This is a genomic window from Cryobacterium psychrophilum (assembly GCF_004365915.1).
Lineage (GTDB): Bacteria > Actinomycetota > Actinomycetes > Actinomycetales > Microbacteriaceae > Cryobacterium > Cryobacterium psychrophilum.
The window spans coordinates 121,059-140,255 of record NZ_SODI01000001.1 but is presented as its reverse complement, the minus strand read 5'-3'; the positions used below and the strand labels follow the sequence as shown (position 1 = coordinate 140,255).

The following is a 19,197-nucleotide window of genomic DNA, read 5'->3' as shown; positions in this document are numbered from 1 at the left end:
GGGGTACGGCGTCAGAAGGCAAGATGTCGCTCGGTCAACACCTGATCGAGCTGCGCAAGCGCCTGTTCCTGGCCGCCGCCGGCATCCTGCTGGGTGCGGTTGCAGGCTGGATGCTCTCGGACTTCGTGTGGGACCAGCTGCGCGAGCCGATCTACGCGATCATCAATGCCCAGCACCGCAACGCTCAGATCAACTACCCCGACATCACGTCGGCATTCGACCTCAAGCTCAAGATTTCGTTCTACGTGGGTCTCATTGTGTCGAGTCCCGTGTGGCTTTACCAGATCTTTGCCTTCCTTGTACCGGGACTGACCCGAACCGAGAAGGCGTACACGTTCGGCTTCTTCTTCACCGCCATACCGCTTTTTCTGGCCGGGTGCGCCGCCGGGTGGTATGTGCTTCCCCACGTCGTTGAGCTGATGACGAGCTTCGCTCCCGCAGAAGACTCCGCCTTCATAAATGCGCAGAACTACTTTGATTTCGTGCTCAAACTCGTCGTGGCAATCGGCATCGCGTTTGTGCTCCCGGTCTTCATCGTGCTGCTCAACTTTGCCGGGGTCATCAGCGCCTCCTCCATCATCAAATCCTGGCGCATCGCGATCCTCGTCATCACCCTCTTCACGGCCATCGCCACTCCCGCGGCAGACGTTGTCTCGATGTTCCTCCTCGCGATCCCCATGGTGGCGCTCTACTTCGCCGCGTACGGCATTGCCTTCCTGCACGACCGACGAGCCGCCAAACGCGCTCGTGCCGTGGAAAAAGACCTGGCATTTTAGGATCACGTGACTCACATCCAATCCCCGGCCGAACGCTACGCCGCATCCCGCAACCGCATCATCCACCCGGTTCTTCAGCTATTTCAAGCCGCACGGCGCTTCGATCTGGATCCGTTCCAGATTGAGGCGTGCGCCTCGATCGAGTCCGGAAACAGTGTGCTCGTTGCTGCGCCCACCGGGGCGGGCAAGACAATCGTGGCCGAGTTCGCCATCTACCTGGCGATGCAGGATCCCACGAAGAAGGTCTTCTACACCGCGCCCATGAAGGCGCTCAGTAACCAGAAGTTTCAGGAATTCGTCGCGGAGTACGGCGCCGACGAGGTGGGTCTTCTCACGGGCGACACCAACATCAACGCGAAGGCCCGCATCGTGGTGATGACAACCGAGGTGCTGCGGAACATGCTCTACGCGGACTCGGATCTGCTCACGAACCTCGCCTTCGTCGTGATGGACGAGGTGCACTACCTCGCCGATCGATTCCGAGGCGCCGTCTGGGAAGAAGTGATCATTCACCTGCCGCAGCGTGTGCGCATGGTGTCCCTCAGCGCCACCGTGTCCAACGCCGAAGAGTTCGGCGATTGGCTGCAGGCGGTGCGCGGCGAGACCGACGTCATCGTCTCCGAGGAACGCCCGGTACCGCTCGAACAGCACGTACTCGTGAAGAACAACATGCTCGATTTGTTCGATGCGGCGGGCCTCGTCGGAACCCACAGGGTCAACCCGGAACTCGTTCGCCTGTCCCAAGCGGGAGCGCGCACCGGCGGGCGGGGCGGACGCAGCGGGGACGACCGCAGAACCGACTACCGCGGGCGTCAAAGGAACCGACCGGACTTCGTGCCGCAGCGCACCGAGACGGCACGCATGGACCGCGCCGAGATCGTGCGCATGCTCCAGGGCAAACATCTGCTCCCTGCCATCTTCTTCATCTTCAGCAGGGTCGGCTGCGACCAGGCCGTTCGGCAGGTGCTGCGTGCGGGTGTGCGCCTCACGGACGAACACGAACGACGCGAAATCCGCGGAATCGTCGACGAGCGCTGCCGAACCCTGCTCGATGAGGACCTCGGTGTGCTCGGATACTTTGAGTGGCTCGACGGCCTCGAGCGTGGCGTGGCCGCACACCACGCCGGTCTTCTCCCGGCATTCAAGGAGGTCGTCGAGGAGCTCTTTCAGAAGAAGCTCGTCAAGGCGGTCTTTGCGACCGAGACCCTGGCCCTCGGAATCAACATGCCGGCACGCACCGTCGTGCTCGACAAGCTTGAGAAATTCAATGGTGAAGCGCGGGTTCCGATCACGCCGGGGGAGTACACCCAGCTCACCGGGCGGGCCGGGCGCCGCGGCATCGACACCCTCGGTCACTCGGTCATCCAATGGCAGCAGGGCCTGGACCCGCACGCGGTGGCCTCCCTCGCCTCCCGCCGCACGTATCCGCTCAATTCCAGCTTCAAACCGACCTACAACATGGCCGTGAACCTCATCGACCAGTTTGGCCGGGAACGCACCAGGGCTGTGCTCGAGTCCTCCTTCGCCCAGTTCCAGGCCGACCGGGCCGTCGTCGACCTGGCACGCACCGTTCGGCAGCAGCAGGAGTCCCTCGCCGGTTTCGCCGAGGCGATGACGTGCCATCTCGGTGACTTCGCCGAGTACACAACAATCCGGCGCGAGCTGACGGAGTGCGAACGCGCCGTGTCCACGAGCGACAACTCGCGGCGCGGAGAACGCGACAAACGTCAGCGCCAGATTGCGCGCCTGCGCAAGGCCATGCGGGCGCACGCGTGCCACCACTGCCCGGAGCGGGAGCAACACACCCGCTGGGCGGAGCGCTGGTGGAAGCTTTCGCGTCAGACCGCGGCGCTCAGCCAGCAGATCAACGCGCGCACCGGAGCGATTGCGCGGGTCTTTGACCGGGTGAGTGACGTGCTCCTCGGCTACGGCTATCTCACGCAGAACGAGCACGGCCGCGTTGAGCTCAGCGAGAGTGGCCGAATTCTCCGGCGCATTTACGCCGAACGCGACCTGCTCGTGGCCGAGTCCCTGCGTCGTGGACTGTGGAACGACCTCGACCCCGCGAGTCTCGCCGCCATGGCCTGCGCGCTCGTCTTCGAACCGAGGAGGGAAGAGGGGCTCCTCGACGCCCGCTACCTGCCTCGCGGCGCCTTTCGCGGCGCCCTCGACGAGACGCAGGATCTCTGGAGCCGCATCGACGATCTTGAGCGGGACCACAAGCTCCCCGGCAGCAAACCGCTCTCTGTGGGCCTGAGCCTCAGCATGTGGAAGTGGGCGCGTGGCGCATCGCTCGGCGATGTGCTCCTCGAGGCAGAGATGGCGGCGGGGGACTTTGTGCGCTGGACCAAGCAAACAATAGACCTGCTCGATCAGCTGTCCGTCGTCGCCGACGGCCCCGTTGGCCGCGCGGCACGCCAGGCGATCGACGACGTGCGCCGCGGAATCGTCGCGTACTCCTCGGTCTCCTGAATGCCGACGCTGAGTGGTGGGAGCCAACGCGCCCTGAGCCTGCCCCTCTGGGCCGCCCTGGTGCTGGCCGCCCTGGCCGGCGCTGTGCTCGACGCCGGCTATCCCGATCAGGACTGGTGGGTGCTGGCTCCCGTCGGCGTCGCGCTCATGTTCGTTTCCCTCCTCGGCCGGGGACCGTGGACTGGCCTCGCGGTCGGCGTCGTGGCCGGCTTGTCCTTCTGGCTGATTCACATTTACTGGATCACGCTGTACCTCGGCCCGGTGCCGTGGATCGCCCTCGGTGGACTCCAGAGCATCTTCTTCGCCGTGGGCCTCGCGCTGACAGCGGTCGTGCTGCGGGTGGGACCCCGCCTGTGGCCGAGCCGACTGGGCCGCCTCGGAATCGTCCCGGTGATTGTGGCCGGACTGTGGACCGCGCGGGAGGCCATCTCGGCCGTGTGGCCCTATGGCGGATTCGCCTGGGGTCGGGTGGCGCTGAGTCAGTCGGAGGGACCGTTCGCTTCGCTCGTCGGCTGGGTGGGCATGTCCGGCCTCAGCTTTCTGGTCGTACTGCTGAGCGCTCTCACCGTGCAGCTGCTGCGCGATGTGCGGCTCGGCCGTCTCCGGCACGCCACCATCGCGGTCACCGCTGTCGTGCTGCTCCTTCTCGTTCCGGCATTCCCCGTCGTGCATAGTGGCAGCACACGTTTGGCCGCCGTGCAGGGGGCGTCCGATGCCGGATTGTTTGCCGAGTACACGCCGGGGCAGATTCTGGGTGATCATGTCTCTGCCACGCTTCCCCTGCTCGAAGAGGACGTCGACTTCGTGGTGTGGCCGGAGAACGCCAGCGACATCGATCCGCTCCAATACCCGCGCGCCGCCCAGACTCTCGATTACATCAGTCGGGAGATGAACGCCCCGCTCCTGGCTGGCACGATCACCCTCAGTAACGGAACGTATTTCAACAGTTCTCTCCTCTGGGAGGCGGGCCAGGGTGCCGTTGACGTCTACGACAAGGTGCATCCCGTTCCCTTCGCCGAGTACATGCCCGACCGGGCCTTCTGGCGCCCCTTCGCGCCGGCTCTCATCGACCTGATCGGTCGGGACTATGGCATCGGCACACGCGACAACATTTTTGATGTCAACGGCGTGCTCGCCGGTATCGCGATCTGCTTCGACATCGCCGACGATCAGCTCATTCATAACATGATCGATGACCGCGCCGAAATCATCCTCGGCCAGACCAACAACGCGGACTTCGGGCACACCGACGAGAGCGTGCAGCAGCTCGCCATTGCCCGGCTGCGAGCCATTGAGACCGGGCGCACGGTCGTCAACATCTCGACCGTCGGCACGAGCGCGATCATCACGCCGAACGGCGAGACCATCGATCAGCTGACCACGTGGGAGCCGGGCGCCATGGTGGCGACCGTGCCCCTCAGCTCCACGATCACGGCGGCCATGGTCGCGGGACGACAGATCGAGTGGCTCGTGTCCGGGCTAGGCGTTTTCGGCTTCGTGCTCTGCGGGTTCAGTGCGAGGCGGATTCGGCGCGAAACTCGGCCGCACCGGGATTAACGAGAAACGGCCCCGAAGCCACCAGGGCTCGGGACCGTGCTGTCGCGTTCTGAGTGGTAGCTCAGGCACCGACCTTCTGCTGTCCGCGACGCTCGCGCAGAACGGTGAGGCGCTCCTGCAGGAGTTCCTCCAGCTCTGCACGCGTGCGACGTTCGAGCAACATATCCCAATGGCTGCGGGCGATCTTCTCCCCGGAGTGATCAACGATCACCGGCGCGGAGTCTTCAAGGCGCGTCGCCACTCGGGAACAGTACTTGCATTCCCATTCATCGGGGGCTTCGGCGTCTGCCGAAAAAATCATGACTGTTTCTTTGCTGCACGTCGCGCACCGGTAGGTATGCGTTACTCGTGCGGAAAAGGTTACGCCCTCTTCGCTCTGCAGGCTTTGTGCGCCCAATCTCATGCCACGTAAACTGCGGTCAGCCATCGTGTGGTCTCCTCTCGCGATGCAATCACAGTTCTCGCGATGCATACCCAGTTGTAAACCATTAAGCTGTGCGTTCGCTTCCCGCAACCCCTTTTTTGGGGGCAAATTCTCAGCTTCGCTCGGTTATGAGGGCGACAGCGACATCGGTTCGGTCGGTGATGAGTCCATCCACACCGATATCAAGCAGGCGGCGCATGGCCGACACCTCATTCACGGTCCACACGTGCACCTCCACGCCCACCGCATGCATCCGGTGCACAAAGTGCGGGGTGACGATGCGCAGGGGACCGGCGCGCTCCGGAACCTGTACGGCCGTGATACCGCGCAGGACGCGACGAAGCACATTCGTGGGTGCGAGGGAGGCGGCAACCAGAGCCCTCGCGACCACCTGGGACGACGCGGATGTGGCCACGCCAGGAAGCAGGTCGCAGGCGCGACGGCGGCGGTCCTCCGAAAAAGAGGTGATGAGCACTCGTGCCGTCGCCCGCGCGCCGAGAACCGCCTGCACCGTGGGGACGACGGCCTCGTCACACTTGACGTCGATGTTGAAGAGTGCCTCCGGGAAGGCGTCGAGGGCTTCGGGCAGGGAGGGAACGAACTGGCCGTTGCCTAAGTTGACTCGCTTGAGCTCCGCCAATGTCAGCTGGTTGACGCGCACGTCGCGCCCTACACGGGCCAGATTGGGGTCGTGACTGATCACGGCCACCGCGTCGAGACTGGCGTGCACATCGGTTTCCAGGTGGGTCGCCCCGGCCGACAGGGCGGTGAGAAACGCCAGAAGGGTGTTCTCCGGTGCCTCGCCGACCATGCCACGGTGGGCGAAGACTCGAATGCCGGAGCGGGCGAGGAAAGCGGAGGGGTCTGACACCGCCTAGGCCCGGGGTACGGGGCGAACCGGCGCGGGGGAGTCGGCCTCCGTGCCGGTTCCCTTCGGACCGAAGGCGTTGCCGATGCCCTTCATCGCTTCGGTGAGCTCACTCGGAACAATCCACAGTTTGTTGGCGCTGCCCTGTGCCAGCTTCGGCAGGGTCAGCAGGTACTGGTAGGCGAGCAATTTCGGATCCGGATCTCCGTCATGAATGGCCTTGAACACTGTCGTGATGGCCTCCGCCTCGCCCTGTGCGCGCAGAACGGCAGCCCTGGCGTAGCCTTCCGCCTCGAGGATCGACGCCTGTCGAGCCCCCTCGGCCGTGAGGATCGCCGACTGTTTTGTCCCCTCGGCCGTGAGGATCAGGGCGCGTCGGTCACGCTCGGCACGCATTTGCTTCTCCATGGAATCTTGAATGGAGATGGGCGGATCAATCGCCTTCAGCTCGACACGCCCGACCCGGATACCCCACTTGCCGGTTGCCTCGTCAAGCACGATACGCAATTGGCCGTTGATGTTGTCCCGGCTCGTCAGGGCCTCCTCAAGGTTGAGCCCACCGACAACGTTACGCAAGGTCGTCGTGGTCAGCTGCTCGACCGCCCCGAGGTAGTTGTTGATCTCGTAGGTCGCGGCGCGAGCATCCGTCACCTGGAAGTACACGACGGTGTCGATCGACACGACGAGGTTATCCTCGGTGATCACAGGCTGCGGAGGGAACGAGACGACCTGTTCGCGTATGTCGATGAGAGGGCGCAGACGGTCAATGAACGGGATCAGGAGATTCAGACCCGGATTGAGCGTCTTGTGGTAGCGGCCGAGCCGCTCGACGATGCCGGCGCGCGCCTGGGGAATGATACGAATGGCCTTCGAGATGGTGACGATGACCGCGATGATCAGGGCGACAATCACAACGATCACAACGATCTGGGTGATAAGCGCTTCGGAAGCGTTCATGACGTTTTCCTTTCGGCAGGCATGACCACGGCGGTCGCGCCGTCTATCTCGGTGACGACAATGCGCTCGCCCGGGTCGAGGCGGCCCCGTTCGGCGGCGGGGGAGAGGCGAGCGGTCCAGGTTTCGCCGTTGGCCAGTCGAACGAGTCCGCCCGGGGCGTCCAGCGACTTGACGATGTCTCCCTCGATTCCCAGTAGGGCATCGATGTTCGATTTGGCCGGATCGCCACCGCGTTTGAGGATGCGGAGCAATCTCGCTCTGATACCGACGAGCAGTATGACGGCGAGAAGGGCCGCGATGACGAGTTGCAGCCACCACGGTGCCCCGAGCAGGCCGGAGACGAGACCGCCAACACTTCCGAGGGCCAACATAATGAAGGTGAACTCAAGTGTAAACATCTCGATGGTCACGAACAGCAGGATAAGCACGAGCCAGACAATCCACGCGTAATCGGCGATGAAAGCGTCCATAGCGTCCCCTTTCCAGCGGGTTTATGCTCCAAAACTAGCAGGTGGAGGGCTGTTTTACCGGGTTGTTGGTAGTCTCGAAGCTTGCGGGTCGTCCAGATTTGACCCGCCTACTTTGAGGAGCATGCGTGACCAATCCACTTGCAGCAGGATCACTCAAGGGCAAGCGCGTTCTTGTCACCGGATCATCCCGGGGGATTGGCGCGGATACCGTGGCCTACTTCGCCGAGGCGGGCGCATCAGTCGTGATCAACTTCCGCAACAAGGAGGCGCGAGCGAAGAAACTCGCCGATTCGATCCGCGCCGCAGGCGGAACGGCCATCACTGTCGGCGCCGACCTGACCGATCCGGCCTCCGTCACGGCCATGTTTGAGACGGTTCGCGCGGGATTCGGCGGGCTCGACATTCTCGTCATGAATGCCTCCGGCGGCATGGAGAGCGGAATGGCGGCGGACTACGCCATGGCGCTCAACCGCGACGCCCAGGTCAACCTGCTCACCGCCGCGTTGCCGCTGCTGGGGGAGAACTCCCGGGTTGTGTTTGTGACGAGCCATCAGGCGCACTTCGTGGAGACCACGCCCACGATGCCCGAGTACGAGCCGGTCGCACGCAGCAAGCGCGCGGGTGAAGATGCCCTGCGGGCCATGATCCCGGAGCTCGACGCCGCCGGCATCGGCTTCGTCGTTGTCTCCGGCGACATGATCGAGGGAACAATTACCGCAACATTGCTCGAACGCTCAAATCCTGGTGCGATTGGGCTGCGCAAGGAAGCTGCCGGACGTCTGTACAATGTGAGCGAGTTCGCCGCCGAGATCGCCCTGGCCGCCGTGGAACCTGTGCCCGACAACACCGTGCCGGAGAACCACACACGCTACGTCGGAGACATCACTGGTTTCCTCACGGCGTAACGAGCCGACAAGTCCCTGACGGGCCACCACACGTGTGACCGATAATGCACATTATGTCAAGTAGGCTCTTCTTGAGAGTGATTCCGACACACAATCAGGTGATTTGGGAAGAGCCAGAATCTTCGCCGGAACAGTGCTAACGCAACGATGCTTTGGGGACGGGTTTTGTGTGGATCACCATCCCGAGTTCGTTGACCGGCTCGAAGGCATCCCGGTCAAAGGCCCCCGGATGTGCAACCGGGCAGTTGAGTATCGCGTTCTTCGTTGAGTGATCGATGGTGTGCTCCCCCATGGGATGGTTGCACACCGGGCATGCTGAGGAATCCACTCTCGAGCCATCATCTACAGACATGCGTACACACTACGCTGGATTCGACAAAAAAGACAGATCGTGCTAAGCGGCCCTGCTACTCGTGCTCCTCGCCGAATCCGGACTCCAGAAGCGCCACGAGCGCCGTGACCGCCTCGGCGGCCTCCGACCCTGACGACGAGATCTCCACTGTCATCCCCCGCGCCAGCCCCAGCGACATGATTCCCAGGAGGCTCGTGGCATCGGTGCCATTAACAGAGACTGCGGCATCAAAAGTACTGGCGAGGGTGACGAATTCCGCTGCGGGCCGCGCGTGCAGGCCGTCTCGATTGACGAGCGTCACGGAACGCGTGACGAAAGCATCGGACTGACTCGTTGGAGTGGCTTCGACCTCGCCGGCGGTCACGGCCGACAGGGCGGCCGCTTCGACAGCGTCGATGTCTCCCCCGATCTCGGCGGCGACAGCCGCGGCCACTCCGCCCTCAACGAGCGGCGCATCCACAATGCGGATGCGAGCGCGAACGTCATCGTCCAGAAACTCCAGTGCCGTCTCCGCCGTCAGAATGGCTGAGCCGAGGTCACAGAGCACCACCACTCCCCCGGCGCTCACGGCAGCGAGCATCCCCTCGGAGACCTTGAGGAAACTCGTGCCGATCCCCCCTTCGTCAGTTCCCCCGGCCGGCATGAGAATTGCACGTGGCGCCATTTGTCGAGCGAGCTCGACCAGTCCGTCAGCGATGAGCGCACTGTGTGAAACGAAGACAAGGCCGACCTGCTGGCCCACGTGCCCCGTGCTCTCCCCCATCACACGGCCACCACGTCTACGGCCGCGCGCAACAGCAGCCGGGTGGACTCCGCACCCGGATCTCGGTGACCCCGCGCTCGCTCCCCCAGGTAGCTCGCGCGGCCCTTACGCGCCACGAGCGGTTCGGTCGCGATCGCACCCTGATCGGCGGCGTCTGCGGCCGCCGACAAGATGTCGAGGGGGGTACCGCCGGCTGCCTGCCGTGCGACCGCCGCGTCGACGGCAGGATTCCAAGCGTCGATCATGGTCTTGTCCCCGGTCACTGCCTTACCCCGCAGCACAATTCCGTCTCGTGCGGCCGTGAGCAGCGAAACGGTCGCCGCGGCATCGAGCTCGGCCACACCGGTGACGGCGATCGCCGCCTTCAAATAGGCCGTGCCATAGAGCGGACCCGCCGCGCCACCGACCGTTGAGATCAGAGTGCTTGCCACAAGCTTGAGCACCTCAGACGGCACGGCGTCGTCAGAGACGTCGCTCAGGCGGCCCATAACAGCGCCGAAGCCACGGTCCATATTCTCGCCGTGGTCACCGTCCCCAATCTCCCGGTCGAGGGTGTTGAGGTCGCTGCGGTGCTCAGCAATGACCTGCGCGGAGAGACGCACCCACGCGAGTGCCCAGGCTGTGGTCAGATACATTCCCGTTTCTTACTTTCCCCAGCGCAGTGCGGATGTTTGCACCGGGGCATCCCACAGGGTGGTCAGCTCCGCGTCGAGTTTTAAGACCGAAATCGACGCCCCCTGCATGTCCAGGCTCGTGGTGTAGTTACCGACGAGGGAACGTGTCACCGTGATTCCCCGTTCTGCAAGAACCTCGGCCGCCCGTCGAAACAGGATGTAGAGCTCGATCTGCGGGGTGCCACCCATTCCATTCACGAACAAAAGCACCTCGTCGCCGCTGTCGAAGGGCAGATCCTCAAGGATGGGCCCCAGCAGACGATCCACGATGGCATCGGCGGGTTCCATCGTGATGCGTTCCCGGCCCGGCTCGCCATGAATGCCGATGCCGATCTCAATTTCATCTTCAGCGAGAATGAAGCTCGGTTCGCCGGCGTGCGGCACGACGCACGGTGTGAGCGCGACGCCCATCGATCGAACAAAAGAATTGACCTTCTCTGCAATACGAGCAACGGTCGCGAGGTCATCCAGGCGCTCTGCCGCCGCCCCCGCGATCTTTTCCACGAGTACGGTGCCGGCCACGCCTCGACGGCCGGCCGTGTACAGGGAATCCTTGACCGCGACGTCATCGTTGGTGATCACGGATCGCACATCGATGTCTTCCATCAGGGCCAGGTCAGCCGCCGTCTCAAAGTTGAGCACGTCACCGGTGTAATTCTTGACAATGTGCAGAACCCCCGCTCCCCCATCGACCGCCTTGGTCGCGGCAAGGATCGGGTCGGGGGTTGGAGAGGTGAAAACCGGGCCGGGGACGGCGGCGTCGAGCATTCCCGGTCCCACGAATCCGCCGTGCAGGGGCTCGTGGCCGCTGCCGCCACCGCTGACGATTCCCACCTTGCCCCGAACCGGAGCGTCCGCGCGCACGATGAAGAGGGGATCGTTCGAGACACGAACGAGGTCGGCGTGCGCGAGTGCAAAACCCGCCACGGACTCTGCAACAACATTGCTTGGATCATTGATGAGTTTCTTCACGGTCATCCATTCACTCAATCGGTTCCGGCACTGCCGGATTTGTCGGCTCTGACACGCCTAACATACGCGATCTACGCCGAATTACATCCGTGTCGCCGCGACCCATTCCGCAAGCTTTGATGTCGCAGTCCCCGAATCAATGGCCGTCGCTGCAACGAGCATCTTGTCCCGGAAGCGATCCAGGATGGACACCTGCACTTGGGAGGGGTTGTTGGCGAGGTCGAAAGCCACGAGGCCGGCTGCGGCATTGAGCAGTACGATGTCACGAATCGGGCCCGGCTCGCCGGAGAGCACCGTGTGCACGACGGCAGCGTTATGGTCGGCATCTCCACCCACCAGGTCACTGATCTGCGCCCGTTTGATGCCCAGATCGCGCGGATCAATGTCGTGTTCCGTGACGAGTCCCCTCGAGACCTCCCACACATGGCTGTGGCCGGTTGTTGTGAGTTCGTCGAGACCGTCATCGCCGCGAAAAACAAGAGCGGTTGCGCCTCTGGTCTGGAACACCCCGACGAATAGTGGGACTCGGTCGAGATTCGCCACGCCCACAGCGGATGCCTCCGGCCGGGCTGGGTTGCACAGCGGGCCGAGGTAATTGAAAACCGTGGGTATTCCCAGCTCCTTGCGGGTGCCGGCCGCGTTGCCGAAACCGGGGTGAAACGCAGCCGCGTACGCGAACGTGATCCCGGTCCTGCCCAGCACCTCAGCAACCCGCTCCGAGGAAAGGGTGAGATCGATGCCGAGCGCCGAGAGTACATCCGATGATCCGGACGCCGAGCTCGCCGCCCGATTGCCGTGCTTCACGACCGGCACGCCCGCAGCAGCACACACAATCGACGCCATGGTCGAAATGTTCACCGTGCCAAAACGGTCACCCCCGGTACCAACGATGTCCAAACCCATGGAGTCAACGTTGAGCGGCACGGCATGTTCGAGAACCGCGTCACGGAATCCGACGATTTCATTGACGGTTTCACCCTTGGCCCGCAGCGCCACAAGAAACGCGCCCAGTTGGGCCGGCGTCACGGCCCCCAGCATCACCTGGTCCATGCACCACGCGGCGTCGGCCACACTCAGGTCTTCGCCGTCAAGAAGAGCAGTAAGAATATTTGGCCATGACTGAGATTCAAGCATGTCCGTAATTCTACTGAAATGGCCCTGCTTCCCCGTATCCACAGGGATACACCCCCCGCCTCAGGGCACCCCAACCGTCGAAGAAGGGCGACTTGCACGCCTCAATGAGAAAAACCTGTGCGATTATCGGCCATAATGGAGGGGTGACCAGCACCTCAATTACTCAGACGGCGATAGCACCCGTTGTGAACCGGCCCAACAGCGTGGCTGTGGGCACCATTGTGTGGCTGGGTAGCGAGGTGATGTTCTTTGCGGGACTCTTCGCGATCTATTTCACGCTTCGATCCACCTCCCCCGAGCTCTGGCTCTTCGAGTCGGACAAACACAATTTCACCTTTGCGTTGATCAATACGCTCATCCTTGTTTCGTCATCCGTGACGTGCCAGTTCGGCGTCTTCGCTGCAGAGCGGCTGCAAGCTCGCTCCACGGGCTGGAAGCTGAGCCAGTGGGGCATGGTTGAGTGGTTCTTCCTCACCTACGCCCTCGGCGCGATCTTCGTAATCGGACAGGTCTTCGAGTACGCGACGTTGGTTTCTGAGGGAATTTCTCTTAGCTCCAACGCCTACGGATCGGCGTTCTACATCACCACCGGATTCCACGGAATCCACGTGACGGCCGGTCTCATCGCATTCCTTCTCATCATTGGTCGCGGTTTTGCGGTCAAGAACTTCGGTCATAAAGAAGCGACCAGCGCCATCGTGGTCTCTTACTACTGGCACTTCGTCGACGTCGTCTGGATCGGGCTTTTCCTGGTCGTCTACGTTCTTAAATAAGAATCAGGAGCGGACACCTTCAGCATGACCACGAATAAAACCCCCTCAGCTTCGACGCCTCGCAAGGGTGGCACGTCGGGTAAGTCCGGCCGTCGCCACCCTTTGGCCAGCGTTGCCCTCATTGCCATCGGATTGCTCTTCACGGGTGCCGGCTATGCGGCCCTCAGTACCACCACTGCGTCAGCCACAACGGATGCGTCCTCGCAGCAGACGATCGATGAGGGCGAGAAGCTCTTTGCCGCAAACTGCGCCACCTGTCACGGCCTCGCCCTGGAGGGCTCGGACGTCGCGCCGAGCCTGCTCGGTGTTGGAGCTGCCTCCGTTGACTTCCAGGTCGGCACCGGCCGCATGCCGATGCAGATGCAGGGACCTCAGGCGCAGAAGAAGCCAACTCAGTTCACTGAAGCCCAGACTGCGGCACTCGCCGCATATGTGGCGTCTCAGGCTCCCGGCCCCGCGATTCCCGCGGGCGAAGTCCTCGATGCGAGTGGCGACGCTGCAAATGGCGCCGAACTCTTCCGCATCAACTGCGCCATGTGCCACAACGTGGCCGGCGCCGGTGGAGCCCTCACCGAGGGCAAGTTTGCCCCCGCGATCAAGGACGTGTCCGCCGCCCACATCTACGAGGCCATGATCACCGGCCCGCAGAACATGCCCGTCTTCAACGACATGAACGTGTCAGCCGAAGGCAAGCGCGACATCATTACGTACCTCAAGTACATCGAAAACAACCCGTCACCCGGCGGAGTTGCCCTCGGGTCCCTGGGGCCCGTAGCAGAGGGCCTGTTCATTTGGATCTTCGGACTGGGCGCCATCGTGGCCCTGACCGTGTGGATCACCGCCAAATCGAACTGATCGACTACCCGTGCGACGCAGCAATACATTGACAGCTGGTAAGAAGGAGAACAATGGCCAAGGACGATAACGGCGCGGAGCATGTCCCCGCCGCCGACTCGTCGAGCGTTGTACGCGCAGGTACCCCTGCAGGTACCGCCGTCGTCGCGCGCAACTCGCTCGAGAACCCCGGCTTCCCGCCGCACCGCCCCCGGATCACGGATCTAAATCCGAAAGAGGAGCGCAAGGCAGAGCGCACCGTCTATACCCTCTTCTATGTGTCCATTGTCGGCAGCGTGTTCGCTATCGCCGCATACATGGCATTCCCCATCACGGCGGAAGATCCGGGCTCGGTTCGGTTGAACAACCTCTTCATCGGCCTGGGACTTTCCCTCGCGCTGTTCGCAATCGGCATCGGCGCTGTGCACTGGGGCAAGGCCCTCATGTCCGACCACGAAGGGGTCGACGAACGTCATCCCGTCCGTGGTACCGACGAGGTTCGGGCCCGTGCCGTGGAGATCTTCCAGCAGGCCAATGAAGAGTCCGGCTTCGGTCGCCGCACTCTCATTCGCAACAGCCTGATCGGTGCCCTCATTGCGTTCCCGCTCCCCGCAGTTGTGCTCTTCCGTGGCCTCGGCCCGCAGGACCAGGACCCGGTGGAGCTGCTGCGGGAGACGCTGTGGAAAACGGGCACGCGTTTGGCTCTTGACCCCTCGGGAACGCCGATCAAGGCATCCGACCTCACGCTCGGTTCCTCCTTCCACGTGATTCCGGAAGGCCTGGCCGAAATGGGCCACGGTCGCCTGGAAGAGAAGGCAAAGGCAGCGGTTCTCCTCATGCGCCTCAAGCCGGAACAACTCGTCGAGACTCCTGAGCGCAAGGACTGGTCCTACCAGGGCATCGTCGCGTATTCTAAGATATGTACTCATGTTGGTTGCCCTGTTGCGTTGTATGAGCAGCAAACCCACCACCTTCTGTGCCCGTGTCACCAATCACAATTCGACGTCACGAATCACTGCGAGGTAATTTTCGGACCGGCCGCGCGGCCGCTCCCGCAGCTGCCGATCACGGTAGACGCAGAAGGTTATCTCATCGCGCAGAGCGATTTCACTGAACCGGTCGGTCCGAGCTTCTGGGAGCGTAAATGACTTCGTTAGACACCCGTAAACCCGCCGAGGTAAAAAAATCCGGCGGATTCACTTCATCCGCCGCGAACTACCTCGACGAGCGCACCAGCATTTCCGGTGCCGTCAAAGAGCTTGGGCGCAAGATCTTTCCGGATCACTGGTCCTTCCTGCTGGGCGAGGTGGCGCTGTACAGTTTCGTCATCATCCTGCTCACCGGATCCTTCCTGACCTTCTTCTTCCAAGCGTCGATGGCTCCCGTGTTCTACGACGGTTCCTACGCTCCGCTCAAGGGAATCGAGATGTCGGCCGCCATGGCGTCCTCGCTCGATATTTCCTTTGACATCCGCGGTGGATTGCTCATGCGCCAGGTTCACCACTGGGCGGCGCTGCTTTTCGTGGCCGCCATTGGCCTGCACATGCTCCGCATCTACTTCACGGGCGCCTTCCGTAAGCCCCGCGAGCTGAACTGGATCATCGGTTTCATTCTCTTCATCCTCGCGATGGCTGAGGGCTTCACCGGCTATTCCCTCCCCGACGACCTGCTCTCCGGAAACGGCCTGCGAATCATCGATGGAATCATCAAGGGAATTCCGGTCGCCGGAACCTGGATCTCCTTCCTGCTTTTCGGCGGAGAATTCCCGGGCGTCGACATCGTCGGACGGCTGTACTCGCTGCACATTCTGCTGCTGCCGGCCATCATCGTTGCGCTGATCGCAATGCACCTGCTGTTCGTTGTCGTGCACAAGCACACGCAGTACCCGTCGGCCGGTCACACCAACCAGAACGTCGTTGGGTACCCGGTACTTCCCGTCTATGCCGCCAAGGCCGGTGGATTCTTCTTCATCGTCTTCGGTGTCGTCATGCTGATCGCATCACTGTTCACGATCAACCCGATCTGGAATTACGGCCCGTACGACCCATCTCCGGTTTCCGCCGGAACCCAGCCCGACTGGTATATCGGTTTTGCCGACGGCGCTCTTCGCTTGATTCCACCGGGGTGGGAGTTCGTGTTCCTGAACCACACGTACTCCTTCAACATCCTGGTTCCACTGATTGTGATCGGAATCTTCATCGTCCTCGTGATGGTGTACCCATTCATTGAGGCCTGGATCACCGGGGACAAGCGCGAGCACCACGTGCTCGATCGTCCGCGGAACGCCCCGACCCGCACCGCAATCGGTGCTGCCGGTGTCACGTTCTACGCCGGGCTGTGGGCTGCGGCGTCATCGGATATCATTGCGACGCACTTCCACCTCACCATGGAGGGGGTCATCCACGCGCTCCAGGCCATCACGATCCTCGGGCCGGTCCTGGCGTACTTCATCACGAAGCGAGTTTGCCTCGCCCTCATGAAGAAGGACCGCGAGATCGTGCTCCACGGGTACGAGTCCGGCCGTATCGTGCGGCTGCCCGGTGGCGAGTACGTGGAAGTTCACCAGCCCGTGGACGAGTACGAGCGCTGGAAGCTGGTCAGCTACAACGACTTCAAGCCGCTCATGACCCGGCCGAACGCACGTGGCAAGATCACGGCCGCAGAGAAGCTCCGCGCCGGTCTGTCCCGCTGGTTCTTCGAAGACCGGATCACTCCGGTCCACCAGAGGGAACTCCACCACGCTCATGGCGAGCACCAGTCAGAGATCACCGAGAAGTAGAGTCACCACAATAGATCGGGCATCGATGTCACTCCAGACGTTATCGGAGTGGCTTCGGTGCCCGAACTGTTTTCTGCTCCTTGAGCCGCACGATCCCCTCACGCTCGCCTGCGCCACCGGTCATTCCTTCGATGTGAACAAACGCGGGTACGCCACGATGCTGCCCGGTCCCCGCAAGTTCATCGGCGATAGCGCCGTCATGTTGGATGCTCGGGATCGATTCCAGGCTGGCGGTTGGTATGAACCCCTCCGGCATGCCATTGCCGAGACGATTGCGGCGGAGCACCCGCTCCGCGTCCTCGACGTCGGTTGCGGCACCGGATACTACCTACGAGCCGCTCTCGCCGGAATGTCGACGGCGCGAGCCCTGGGCCTGGATCTCTCCCCCGTTGCCGTGGCGCGCACGGTACGGGCCGATGAACGCATCGATGGCCTGGTCGCCGATGTCTGGTCGCCCCTGCCGATCCGCGACGGCGCAGCGCAGGTGATCCTCAATGTGTTCGCCCCGCGGAATGCGGCGGAATTCCACCGGGTTCTCGCCGACCGGGGACTCCTGCTCGTCGTGGCGCCGCACAGCACTCACCTTCAGGAGCTCCGTGCAGACGGACTCGCCCTGAAGATTCAGCCCGACAAGGCAACCCACCTGACGACAGCACTCGCCAATCATTTCGACCTCGAGTCGCAGCGGTCCATCTCCCTGGAGCTCAGCCTCTCCCCAACAGACGTCGCGGCGTTGATTGACATGGGGCCCTCGGCTCATCACTTGGACCCCCTCACGCCCGTACCGGCAACGGGCCCAGCGCGTGCCGTGACGGCCGCCTTCGATCTGTTCAGCTTCCGTCGTCACCCTTCTTGATGCTTCCGGCCTCCTGTAGTGTTTCGCGAAGCGAATAGGGGGCGGGCGGTAGACGAGGAGGGCGGCACCCCGAGACCCACATTTGCTGGCTTAACGGCGAAAGCGGGCCCCGACAATCGAGGACCCGCGTCGTCGTGGCCTAGGCCATCTGCGGAAAGCCGAGATCGATCTCGGAGGAGGCCGGGTCGGGCCAGCGAGTGGTGACGACCTTGCCGCGGGTGTAGAAGCGGATGCTGTCGGGTCCGTACATATGCGCGTCACCGAAGAGCGAGTTCTTCCAGCCGCCGAAAGAGAACGACCCGACCGGCACCGGAATAGGCACGTTGATACCGACCATGCCGACCTCAATCTCGAACTCGAACTGCCGGGCCGCCCCGCCGTCGCGCGTGAACAGCGCCACACCGTTGCCGAACTCATGATCGTTGACGAGCTTCACGGCCTCGTCGAAGGTATCCACACGCACGACAGAGAGCACGGGGCCAAAGATTTCGTCGTCGTAGACCTTCATGCCGGGCGTGACGTGGTCAATCAGGCTCACTCCGAGAAAGAAGCCGTCGCTGTCGAAGTTCTGCTCGCGGCCGTCGACGACCATGGTGGCACCCGCAGCTTCCGCGCCGGTCAGGTAGGACGCGACTCGGTCGCGGTGCTCGCCGGTGATGAGCGGGCCCATCTGCGAGGCCGGATCGGTTCCCGGGCCGACGATGAGCGTTTTCATGCGCTTTTCGATCGCGGAGACGAGGTCGTCGGCGATGCCGCCGACGGCCACGAGTACGCTCACGGCCATGCAGCGCTCCCCGGCGGAGCCGTACGCCGCGTTGATCGCGGCATCGGCTGCCATATCGAGGTCGGCATCCGGCAGCACCACCATGTGGTTCTTGGCCCCGCCCAGCGCCTGCACGCGCTTACCGTTCGCGGCCGCGCGGTTGTAGATGGACTTCGCGATCGGAGTGGAGCCAACGAAGCTGATCGCCTTGACGTCTGGATTGTCGAGCAGTTCGTCGACGGCCTCCTTGTCGCCCTGCACCACATTGAGCACTCCGGCGGGCAGACCGGCTTCGGTAAAGATTTCGGCGATGAAGATGGCCGACGACGGGTCCTTCTCGCTCGGCTTGAGGAGGACCGTGTTCCCGCAGGCGATGGCGCTGCCGATCATCCACAGCGGCACCATGGCTGGAAAATTGAACGGGGTGACGCAGGCGACGACGCCAACGCTCTGGCGCACGGAGTGCACGTCGATTCCGTGGGAGACCTGCTGCGAGAAGTCACCCTTCAGCATCTGGGCCAGGCCGGTGGCGAATTCGATGTTCTCGAGGCCCCTGGTGATCTCGCCGGCCGCGTCGGAGAGCACTTTGCCGTGCTCGCTCGTGAGAATGGCCGCGAGTTCATTCGTACGCTCCGCGAGCAGTTCTCGCACCTTGAAAAAGATTGCCGTGCGCTTGGCCAGACTGCTTGCGCGCCACTCGGGCAGGGCGCCCGTGGCGGATTCGATGGCGTCGATCACGACCGTACGGGAGGCCAGCACGACCTGCTTCTCCTGCACACCGGTGGCGGGATTGAACACGGGGCCGAACCGTTCGGCCGACTCGACGCGCTGGCCGTTGATGTAGTGGGGAACTGTTTGCATGGGAGTG

General features: G+C 62.9%; 18 protein-coding genes. 9 read left to right on the top strand and 9 right to left on the bottom strand.

Annotation, left to right across the window (positions count from 1 at the left end):
• Window positions 1–23: 23 nt before the first annotated feature.
• From tatC to lnt, 3 genes are read left to right on the top strand one after another with little or no spacing between them, the layout of a single operon-like run.
• Window positions 24–776: a twin-arginine translocase subunit TatC gene (gene tatC, locus EDD25_RS00660; protein ID WP_134171566.1), complete on the top strand. Its 753-nt coding sequence runs from the start codon at window positions 24–26 to the stop codon at window positions 774–776.
• Between the two features lie 6 nt (window positions 777–782).
• Window positions 783–3,248, top strand: a complete 2,466-nt coding sequence (locus tag EDD25_RS00655; RefSeq protein ID WP_134171565.1) for a DEAD/DEAH box helicase — start codon at window positions 783–785, stop codon at window positions 3,246–3,248.
• Entirely contained in the window at window positions 3,249–4,805 is a 1,557-nt protein-coding gene (gene lnt, locus EDD25_RS00650; protein ID WP_134171564.1) for an apolipoprotein N-acyltransferase, read from the top strand.
• A gap of 61 nt (window positions 4,806–4,866) precedes the next feature.
• Here lnt and EDD25_RS00645 read toward each other — a convergent pair whose 3' ends face one another.
• The 4 genes from EDD25_RS00645 to EDD25_RS00630 form a co-directional block, all read right to left on the bottom strand.
• Window positions 4,867–5,232 carry an RNA polymerase-binding protein RbpA gene (locus tag EDD25_RS00645; protein WP_134171563.1) on the bottom strand — a complete coding sequence of 122 codons (366 nt, stop codon included), beginning with the start codon at window positions 5,230–5,232 and terminating at the stop codon, window positions 4,867–4,869.
• Between the two features lie 109 nt (window positions 5,233–5,341).
• A complete protein-coding gene (locus tag EDD25_RS00640; RefSeq protein ID WP_241986333.1) occupies window positions 5,342–6,100 on the bottom strand; it encodes a glycerophosphodiester phosphodiesterase family protein in 759 nt (252 codons plus the stop codon).
• A 3-nt stretch (window positions 6,101–6,103) separates the two neighbouring features.
• Entirely contained in the window at window positions 6,104–7,054 is a 951-nt protein-coding gene (locus tag EDD25_RS00635; protein ID WP_134171562.1) for an SPFH domain-containing protein, read from the bottom strand.
• Complete coding sequence (locus EDD25_RS00630) at window positions 7,051–7,524, bottom strand: NfeD family protein (protein ID WP_134171561.1); 474 nt, start codon at window positions 7,522–7,524, stop codon at window positions 7,051–7,053. Before EDD25_RS00630 ends, EDD25_RS00635 begins: the two co-directional genes overlap by 4 nt.
• Before the next feature lie 125 nt (window positions 7,525–7,649).
• Here EDD25_RS00630 and EDD25_RS00625 point away from each other — a divergent pair, with 125 nt between their 5' ends.
• The gene (locus EDD25_RS00625; protein ID WP_134171560.1) at window positions 7,650–8,429 is read left to right on the top strand and encodes an SDR family oxidoreductase; all 780 of its coding nucleotides are present in this window, start codon (window positions 7,650–7,652) and stop codon (window positions 8,427–8,429) included.
• A gap of 407 nt (window positions 8,430–8,836) precedes the next feature.
• Here EDD25_RS00625 and dhaM read toward each other — a convergent pair whose 3' ends face one another.
• From dhaM to trpD, 4 genes are all read right to left on the bottom strand, one after another.
• Window positions 8,837–9,544 (bottom strand): dihydroxyacetone kinase phosphoryl donor subunit DhaM, encoded by a 708-nt coding sequence (gene dhaM / locus EDD25_RS00620; protein WP_134171559.1) that lies wholly within the window; start codon window positions 9,542–9,544, stop codon window positions 8,837–8,839.
• Complete coding sequence (gene dhaL, locus EDD25_RS00615; RefSeq protein ID WP_134171558.1) at window positions 9,544–10,179, bottom strand: dihydroxyacetone kinase subunit DhaL; 636 nt, start codon at window positions 10,177–10,179, stop codon at window positions 9,544–9,546. Before dhaL ends, dhaM begins: the two co-directional genes overlap by 1 nt.
• 9 nt (window positions 10,180–10,188) lie before the next feature.
• On the bottom strand, window positions 10,189–11,190 hold the full coding sequence (dhaK, locus tag EDD25_RS00610; protein WP_134175000.1) for a dihydroxyacetone kinase subunit DhaK: 1,002 nt from the start codon (window positions 11,188–11,190) through the stop codon (window positions 10,189–10,191).
• Window positions 11,191–11,271: 81 nt separating this feature from the next.
• Complete coding sequence (trpD, locus tag EDD25_RS00605; RefSeq protein WP_134171557.1) at window positions 11,272–12,324, bottom strand: anthranilate phosphoribosyltransferase; 1,053 nt, start codon at window positions 12,322–12,324, stop codon at window positions 11,272–11,274.
• Between the two features lie 143 nt (window positions 12,325–12,467).
• Between trpD and ctaE the strand changes: the two genes are divergently transcribed.
• The 5 genes from ctaE to EDD25_RS00580 are packed head-to-tail and all read left to right on the top strand — an operon-like array spanning window position 12,468 to window position 17,566.
• A complete protein-coding gene (ctaE, locus tag EDD25_RS00600) occupies window positions 12,468–13,097 on the top strand; it encodes an aa3-type cytochrome oxidase subunit III (RefSeq protein ID WP_241986334.1) in 630 nt (209 codons plus the stop codon).
• A gap of 24 nt (window positions 13,098–13,121) precedes the next feature.
• Complete coding sequence (gene qcrC, locus EDD25_RS00595; protein ID WP_134171555.1) at window positions 13,122–13,952, top strand: cytochrome bc1 complex diheme cytochrome c subunit; 831 nt, start codon at window positions 13,122–13,124, stop codon at window positions 13,950–13,952.
• A 53-nt stretch (window positions 13,953–14,005) separates the two neighbouring features.
• On the top strand, window positions 14,006–15,079 hold the full coding sequence (gene qcrA / locus EDD25_RS00590) for a cytochrome bc1 complex Rieske iron-sulfur subunit (RefSeq protein WP_134171554.1): 1,074 nt from the start codon (window positions 14,006–14,008) through the stop codon (window positions 15,077–15,079).
• On the top strand, window positions 15,076–16,710 hold the full coding sequence (gene qcrB / locus EDD25_RS00585; RefSeq protein WP_134171553.1) for a cytochrome bc1 complex cytochrome b subunit: 1,635 nt from the start codon (window positions 15,076–15,078) through the stop codon (window positions 16,708–16,710). Before qcrA ends, qcrB begins: the two co-directional genes overlap by 4 nt.
• A 25-nt stretch (window positions 16,711–16,735) precedes the next feature.
• Window positions 16,736–17,566, top strand: coding sequence for a methyltransferase domain-containing protein (locus EDD25_RS00580; protein WP_166671152.1), 831 nt, complete (start codon window positions 16,736–16,738; stop codon window positions 17,564–17,566).
• 139 nt (window positions 17,567–17,705) lie between these two features.
• Here the strand turns inward: EDD25_RS00580 and EDD25_RS00575 are convergent, their stop codons facing one another.
• On the bottom strand, window positions 17,706–19,190 hold the full coding sequence (locus EDD25_RS00575) for a CoA-acylating methylmalonate-semialdehyde dehydrogenase (protein WP_134171551.1): 1,485 nt from the start codon (window positions 19,188–19,190) through the stop codon (window positions 17,706–17,708).
• Window positions 19,191–19,197 lie beyond the last annotated feature (7 nt).

Coding starts and splice junctions, on each gene's coding strand:
- qcrB (WP_134171553.1), top strand. CDS start 15,076: ATGACTTCGTTAGACACCCGTAAACCCGCCGAGGTAAAAAAATCCGGC.
- lnt (WP_134171564.1), top strand. CDS start 3,249: ATGCCGACGCTGAGTGGTGGGAGCCAACGCGCCCTGAGCCTGCCCCTC.
- EDD25_RS00645 (WP_134171563.1), bottom strand. CDS start 5,232: ATGGCTGACCGCAGTTTACGTGGCATGAGATTGGGCGCACAAAGCCTG.
- trpD (WP_134171557.1), bottom strand. CDS start 12,324: ATGCTTGAATCTCAGTCATGGCCAAATATTCTTACTGCTCTTCTTGAC.
- EDD25_RS00580 (WP_166671152.1), top strand. CDS start 16,736: ATGTCACTCCAGACGTTATCGGAGTGGCTTCGGTGCCCGAACTGTTTT.
- qcrA (WP_134171554.1), top strand. CDS start 14,006: ATGGCCAAGGACGATAACGGCGCGGAGCATGTCCCCGCCGCCGACTCG.
- EDD25_RS00635 (WP_134171562.1), bottom strand. CDS start 7,054: ATGAACGCTTCCGAAGCGCTTATCACCCAGATCGTTGTGATCGTTGTG.
- EDD25_RS00575 (WP_134171551.1), bottom strand. CDS start 19,190: ATGCAAACAGTTCCCCACTACATCAACGGCCAGCGCGTCGAGTCGGCC.
- tatC (WP_134171566.1), top strand. CDS start 24: ATGTCGCTCGGTCAACACCTGATCGAGCTGCGCAAGCGCCTGTTCCTG.
- qcrC (WP_134171555.1), top strand. CDS start 13,122: ATGACCACGAATAAAACCCCCTCAGCTTCGACGCCTCGCAAGGGTGGC.
- dhaM (WP_134171559.1), bottom strand. CDS start 9,544: ATGGGGGAGAGCACGGGGCACGTGGGCCAGCAGGTCGGCCTTGTCTTC.
- dhaL (WP_134171558.1), bottom strand. CDS start 10,179: ATGTATCTGACCACAGCCTGGGCACTCGCGTGGGTGCGTCTCTCCGCG.
- EDD25_RS00630 (WP_134171561.1), bottom strand. CDS start 7,524: ATGGACGCTTTCATCGCCGATTACGCGTGGATTGTCTGGCTCGTGCTT.